The organism is Spirosoma areae, from assembly GCF_054781775.1.
In genome coordinates this window covers 1-5,721 of sequence record NZ_BAAGTT010000020.1, presented here as the reverse complement: position 1 = coordinate 5,721, position 5,721 = coordinate 1, and the positions used below count along the sequence as shown (strand labels likewise).

Below are 5,721 nucleotides of genomic sequence, written 5' to 3'. Positions count from 1 at the left end.
ACCTAACCCGTAAAACGCTGTCCTTTGCCAAAACGGATGATAGTCATTTTGCGCGTACACTCAACTTTATTAACCATTATAATCAAACTAAATCAGCTTGACATTTACCACTACCTATTCTCCATTATGTAAATCAGTAAACTCGTTTTCATGAATGTCAATTTCCTCATCAGGTAAATTGATCTTCTGTCCATTATCCAACAATATTATTACTCCAGTTGCATCTAAGTAAGATTTATCTGCGTATGCAGTTAGGCTTATATAATATGTAGAAACGCCGTTTCTAATGGATTTAGAGAATGTTGCATTTCTATAAAATGACTTCATTTTGCCTTCTACCTCCTTTCGATAACCCAGTGGTATATGCAGACGAACAGTACCATTGAACTTATCCACCTTCCGTTCAAGCCGATCACAATTCTGACCGCTAACAATATGGGCTAATAGAAGCCCTAATACCAGCCACATGATTTTCATAGCAACCGATTTACGCACATTCTCTTAATTTCCAAAACGCTGACTAACCACCTATTACAATTTCACTTCGTAGGGTGTCCCTTGCCAATAGTCGAGTAAGGCGCGTTGGTCTGCAGTCAGTCGTAATGTTTTCGATACATCAAACAAAGTAGGTTGCTGGTTAGCCCGGTCTATTCGTTTCCGTAAATAGTTGCGCCGGTTGCTATCGGCGTTGCGGGCGTTGTGAGCCGCCCGGCTGAATTCATCCTCTTTCGAGCCTTTGGCATACTGCCTGTGTTGGCGATCGAGCGTCATCAGCAGGTCGTTGTCGTTGCGGAGGATTGCGGCCGATACGAACCGCTGCCGTGGCCGTTAGATGGTTACGCCCGTCACCGAACTAATGATCGCACCCAGCGTGTGTGGTTCAAGGTCTGGTTTGGGAGTGCTGCGGCCGGGTTTAAGGGTGTCACAGATTACCCCGGAACTGCTTTTGGTAAGGATAGACAAAGGGGCGGTCCCAGTGGACTTTAATAACAGGTCGTTGCCGGGTGCGGTTACTCATTGAATTTAGCCTCTGTAACGTTTCCCTTCTTTATAATGAACAACGTCTCCATACGAGGGCGGTTGGGCCGCCAGCACGTGGAGCAGGATGGATACGTATCCTACGATTCCATCACTCGCCAATATAGAAAAAGTTAAATATGCGTCCCCATCAAACTCCAACCAACCCGCTATTGTCTTGGCATGTGGATTTGTGTAGTCATTGGAATACCAATACATCACCAATACGACCACTATTGAAAAGATACTTACCCTAAGTCCAATGGCTATCCGGGTGCGGTAGTCATTGGACCTCTTTATGTACTGCACGCGCTTATTCAAAAAGTAACCAACAAAGTAGAACAGAAACGCCAGCAACCCACCAGGCAGCGTGAAAAGAATCAGCACGAACACTGCCACAATAACATACAGCAGTAGTTCAAGGGGTGAGTCTGGACTACCACTAACCTCCTTTACATCATAGGTTTTTCGACCTAAAAAATCGCTTCCTTTTTCAGTGACTTTGTATCTTTTTTTCACGGCTCCTCTATATTGCATTTAGGTGCTAAGGGTAGTCATTATTAATCATCATCGGTTTTAGTTTCCCCTTCACCATCCATGTTCATGGTCAGGCGAATAACCGAGGGTAAGCCCACATTAACCTTATCCCGCCAATCATCGGGCTAACGGTTCTTTAGCCAGTTCATAACCGCGCCTGGGTCGGGTGGATTTGGTTTTAATAGTATCCACCTTAATCATAAAGTCGCAAGTTGCTACGGCCAAATGTAATTTTTTTTCGAGTCGATCTCAAAGCCCCTAAGCACATTTGTAGAGGACTTCAGTCATCTTAGCATCAGCATACGTCCGCCCGCGATTGACTGAGAACCAAAACGAATTTTTTGCCCCAATTCCCGCACACATGCACCTGCGTTCTCAGGCAAGAAATACTTCTATTTGCTCAAAACCGTGTTTCGTATTGTGTTCCTTTCCAGTAGTCCAGCGCGGCCTTTTCCGAATCAGTAAGCCGGACCGTCTCCGATAATGGAAATAAAGGTAGTTGTTTGCCACCCCGCCCATAGATTGCCCGTACCAGCCGTTTTCGTAGGTTATTGCGCCGGTTACTGTCCCTGTTGCGGGCGTTGTGAGCCGCCCGGCTGTATTCGTCCTCTTTCGAGCCTTTGGCATACTGTATTTACTGACTGTCGAGCGTTAGCGTCGTTGTTACGTAGCATTGTTGCCGATACAAATCATTGCTGCGGCTTCGGTTGATCAATGGTCACCCTCGTAACAGGGCAAACAACCGCTCCCGGCTCCACCGGTTGGTCGGGTTTAGCAGTGTAGTGCTGGTTTAATGAGGTGTCACGATTTACCCCTGAGTGGGCTTACTAATAAGACCTTGATTTTCTCACTGGGAAGTTGCCAGCCTAGTTTTAAGCGATCATGCGACAGTATAAGTTGCCTGACTAATAAAAAACGCCCTTCGTGCAACAATAGACGAAGTGATGCAACAATACACGAAGCTTTTGACACAATAGCAGAAGCCTTTTCGTTTGGGAAGTACCAAATTTGTAGCAGCAAAACAAACCCACGCGGCTGCTATGAAATACGGCTACCCACGAACCATCCTGTCACCCCAGCGACACAATCTCAGGTCCGTGCTGAATGGACCTATCTTACCAATTGCCAAACTATCTTGGGCTTGTCACCTCAACTCTCCCTCCGAACTGGAGCGGGTGCAGGCCAACAATAGGCGCCTGACCAAAACCCTGCACACTAACCTCAACCACCACGACTGTCCAGTCGTAATAGGGTTTTATGCAGAGACGATACGTTTACCAACATGTTCAGTAGATCGGCGCAAGTGCGCCGAACGGTGGAAGCCTGGCTAGTGGATTATAACACTAAACTCCGCATCATGCATTAAGATTCATGACGCCCGTAGAGTCCCTTCAGGCTGCTTGAACTCTAATTAAAACTGACTTCCAAAAAAGGTAAGAACTCAATCATTTCGTCAAAACCAATGAAAAACATCATTACGCTCATTTTCAGCCTTGCATTTTTCTGCTGCGTCAGGACGACGTTCGCTCAAGGTATTTACCTGGAAATCCCCTCAAGTTTATCAGGTCTCCCTTCCAGTACCTCGGCAACAGTCGAAGTTGTACTGACTAGCATACAATATGGTATCGGGGTTGGAATACCAAACGGTGGTACTCCTGCTGAGCCTTCTTTTAGCGAGATTACTGTGACTAAAACGGTCGATATTTCTAGTATTGCTCTGCAACGATCTATTGCAACATCAAAAGTTCCTATTAATGTTATAAAAATCAATTTTTATAAGGCAGGTACAGGAGGTACTCGTGTTTTGGTGTATCAATATGTTTTAGAAGGATGTTTTTTCAGTGGTTACTCAGCCAGTTCTTCTGAGGGTTGCTCAAACGGTTGTGCTGGCATCTCCGAATCCCTCTCTATCAACTACAGAAAGATTTCCATCATAGACTCCACGCAGCCGGGTACGCCCCGCCGATTTGGCTATGATAAAACAACAAGTAATGAATTTTAAGGTCTGCCACTCGCTCACGTTATTTAACTTGAATCTTATGAGACAGACAAAAGGCATCGTTTCGCTCGGGCTTATCAGTCTTTGGTTGATTGGTTCTCCAGCGTTGGCGCAACACACCGTTACAAGTGCAAGTCAGCTACCAGCCACCAAAATGGTTGTGGCAGTTTCCAGTTCTAAACAAAAAACGGACATTCTTCAGCGTATTACCCAGCCTGGGTATTACTGGGCGGCTTTTACCCAACGAAAAAGTACTGCCCCGATCGTTACGGGCCACCTAGCCGATAATTCGTGTTCTTCTTATTTGTGTGGTTTACGCTCTCCCGATCTGACCCCCATCCTGCTGCTGCCCCAGGCTAATTTTCCCGCCGGGGGTAGTGTGAATAACTTCGTGGTCCAGATTTTTGAAGTCGCTGGGCTGCCCACGTCCATGGGCAGTGTTGCCATCACCATCACCGCCCCCCTGGGCTATAGTCTGGCCTTTTCTAATGATATCACCAGTATTAATGTGTCAGGCGGCACCCAGAACCCGGTCTCGGTGGATAATCTCCGCTGGACGCTCAGCAGTGTGGTGGGCAATCAGCAATTGTCCCTGGTGATGAAGCCGGGTCAGTTTATCGGAGCAGGGGGCACAACCGTTGTGGGTTTCAGCCTCACGCGCACCAATGCCAATTCGGGCAGTTCGTCCAATATTACGATGAATGTGACCGATGATGTGACGAAAAGCTACGATGGGGACCCGTCCAATAATGTTTATGTGCGCATTATTAGTGGGTTGTAAGGGGAAGCTGCCAGCCCGTAGTGGCTGGGATTTCTGGCCCTGCCGAGGAGAAAGGGGCAGCTCAGTAAGGGAAATATAGGCACTGTCCTGTGGACAGGATGGTCGCTCGTCTACTGGCCTTAACTGGAAGGGTCTGAGCAGGTCGACTTAGTCAGCACAGTGAATGGGCTTAACAGGCCAGTTCATGGGACCAAAAACAGAGCCCTTTAGCTGCATACGTATGATACTGGTCTGGTAAGGGAGGGGGTAACTGACATATGAAAGCTTGGATACCCCCCTGCCTAATTTTGCCCGCGTTTCTTTTTGGCTGGGCTAACGGTCGTAGACATTCTTACTGCTAAAGAATTTAGCTATCCCTCCCTGTCTGTCTACACCCGCTAGATTTAAAAAGGAGCTTGCCTGTACTCACATCTTTAGTTCATAGGGTGTACTTTTCCAGTAGTCCAGCAAGACCCTCTGCTCATCAGTCAGAGTCAATACATCAAGTTTAGGGAACAGAGACTGTTGCCCCCCTTTCTTTTTGTTGTGCCGGATTAGTTGCCGCCGTAGGTTGTTGCGCCGGTTACTGTCCCTGTTGCGGGCGTTGTGAGCCGCCTGATTAAATTGATCTTCTTTTGAGCCTTTAGCATACTGTTTAAACATACCCCCTAACCTCATCATCAGGTCGTCATTGTTTCGTAGCATTGCGGCCGATACAAACCGTTGCCCCGGTCGAGGTTTCTCAATAACAATACCTGTAACCGGACAGACGACCGCCCCCAACTGGTGGGGTGGTTGGCCCGGTTTACCAGTGTCACAATCTATCCAGGAGATTGCTTACTACCACTATACCAGTATAACCTATGTTGGCTACGGACGTAGTATCTGCAGAGTCTGTTTACACACCCCGTCGCTGACCTGGAGGAAATATATTCCCCTGGCCGAACCTAAGCGCAGCCGTACTCGCTGGATGGCATCCTGCACAGCCAACGATTGGACCGTTAACACATGACCCGAAACATCGCTCAGGCTTACTTGCAGCGTTTTCCCAATTGCATTCCGAAGTTCCATCTCAGTATACTCGTTGACCGATGGGTTGCCCAGTACCACTACCTGCCAGTTGGTGACTGGCTCCGAACTTGACAGCCGTCCACCTGCTGGCTTCACCACCACTGCGTTGGCTGTGGCTGAGCAGCCCGATGAGGTGCGACCTGTGACGGTGTAGGTCCCCGCCGACGTTACGGAAATGGCGGGTGTAGTGGCTCCACTACTCCAGATGTAAGTGGCAGCCCCCGACGCGGTCAGGGTGGCGCTGCTGCCCTGAGCAATAGTCAGCGAGGGATTGGCCGTGATGCTTACATTAGGAGCATTGGCCGTCACGCTGATGATGGCCGTACTGACGGTGGTG

Annotated in this window: 7 protein-coding genes; 2 read left to right on the top strand and 5 right to left on the bottom strand. The window is 48.2% G+C overall.

Features of this window, described 5'->3' with window-relative positions; all coding sequences use genetic code 11:
• Positions 1-114: 114 nt before the first annotated feature.
• The 3 genes from ACYVI1_RS08705 to ACYVI1_RS08695 all read right to left on the bottom strand — a co-directional run bounded on the left by ACYVI1_RS08705 (position 115) and on the right by ACYVI1_RS08695 (position 1,554).
• Positions 115-477 (bottom strand): hypothetical protein, encoded by a 363-nt coding sequence (locus ACYVI1_RS08705; RefSeq protein ID WP_460908921.1) that lies wholly within the window; start codon positions 475-477, stop codon positions 115-117.
• Between the two features lie 54 nt (positions 478-531).
• The gene (locus tag ACYVI1_RS08700; protein WP_460908919.1) at positions 532-771 is read right to left on the bottom strand and encodes a hypothetical protein; all 240 of its coding nucleotides are present in this window, start codon (positions 769-771) and stop codon (positions 532-534) included.
• Between the two features lie 252 nt (positions 772-1,023).
• The gene (locus ACYVI1_RS08695) at positions 1,024-1,554 is read right to left on the bottom strand and encodes a hypothetical protein (RefSeq protein WP_460908917.1); all 531 of its coding nucleotides are present in this window, start codon (positions 1,552-1,554) and stop codon (positions 1,024-1,026) included.
• Positions 1,555-3,016: 1,462 nt separating this feature from the next.
• Here ACYVI1_RS08695 and ACYVI1_RS08690 point away from each other — a divergent pair.
• The gene (locus ACYVI1_RS08690) at positions 3,017-3,556 is read left to right on the top strand and encodes a type VI secretion system tube protein Hcp (RefSeq protein ID WP_460908915.1); all 540 of its coding nucleotides are present in this window, start codon (positions 3,017-3,019) and stop codon (positions 3,554-3,556) included.
• Positions 3,557-3,593: 37 nt separating this feature from the next.
• Positions 3,594-4,334, top strand: a complete 741-nt coding sequence (locus ACYVI1_RS08685; RefSeq protein ID WP_460908913.1) for a hypothetical protein — start codon at positions 3,594-3,596, stop codon at positions 4,332-4,334.
• Positions 4,335-4,739: 405 nt separating this feature from the next.
• Here the strand turns inward: ACYVI1_RS08685 and ACYVI1_RS08680 are convergent, their stop codons facing one another.
• Positions 4,740-5,018 carry a hypothetical protein gene (locus tag ACYVI1_RS08680; RefSeq protein ID WP_460908911.1) on the bottom strand — a complete coding sequence of 93 codons (279 nt, stop codon included), beginning with the start codon at positions 5,016-5,018 and terminating at the stop codon, positions 4,740-4,742.
• 165 nt (positions 5,019-5,183) lie between these two features.
• The coding region (locus ACYVI1_RS08675) for an Ig-like domain-containing protein (protein ID WP_460908909.1) at positions 5,184-5,721 on the bottom strand (538 nt) is incomplete at its 5' end.

Excerpts from the sequence above, each read along its gene's own strand:
- ACYVI1_RS08705 (WP_460908921.1), bottom strand. The coding sequence starts at position 477 with ATGAAAATCATGTGGCTGGTATTAGGGCTTCTATTAGCCCATATTGTT.
- ACYVI1_RS08700 (WP_460908919.1), bottom strand. The coding sequence starts at position 771 with ATGACGCTCGATCGCCAACACAGGCAGTATGCCAAAGGCTCGAAAGAG.
- ACYVI1_RS08695 (WP_460908917.1), bottom strand. The coding sequence starts at position 1,554 with ATGCAATATAGAGGAGCCGTGAAAAAAAGATACAAAGTCACTGAAAAA.
- ACYVI1_RS08690 (WP_460908915.1), top strand. The coding sequence starts at position 3,017 with ATGAAAAACATCATTACGCTCATTTTCAGCCTTGCATTTTTCTGCTGC.
- ACYVI1_RS08685 (WP_460908913.1), top strand. The coding sequence starts at position 3,594 with ATGAGACAGACAAAAGGCATCGTTTCGCTCGGGCTTATCAGTCTTTGG.
- ACYVI1_RS08680 (WP_460908911.1), bottom strand. The coding sequence starts at position 5,018 with ATGCTACGAAACAATGACGACCTGATGATGAGGTTAGGGGGTATGTTT.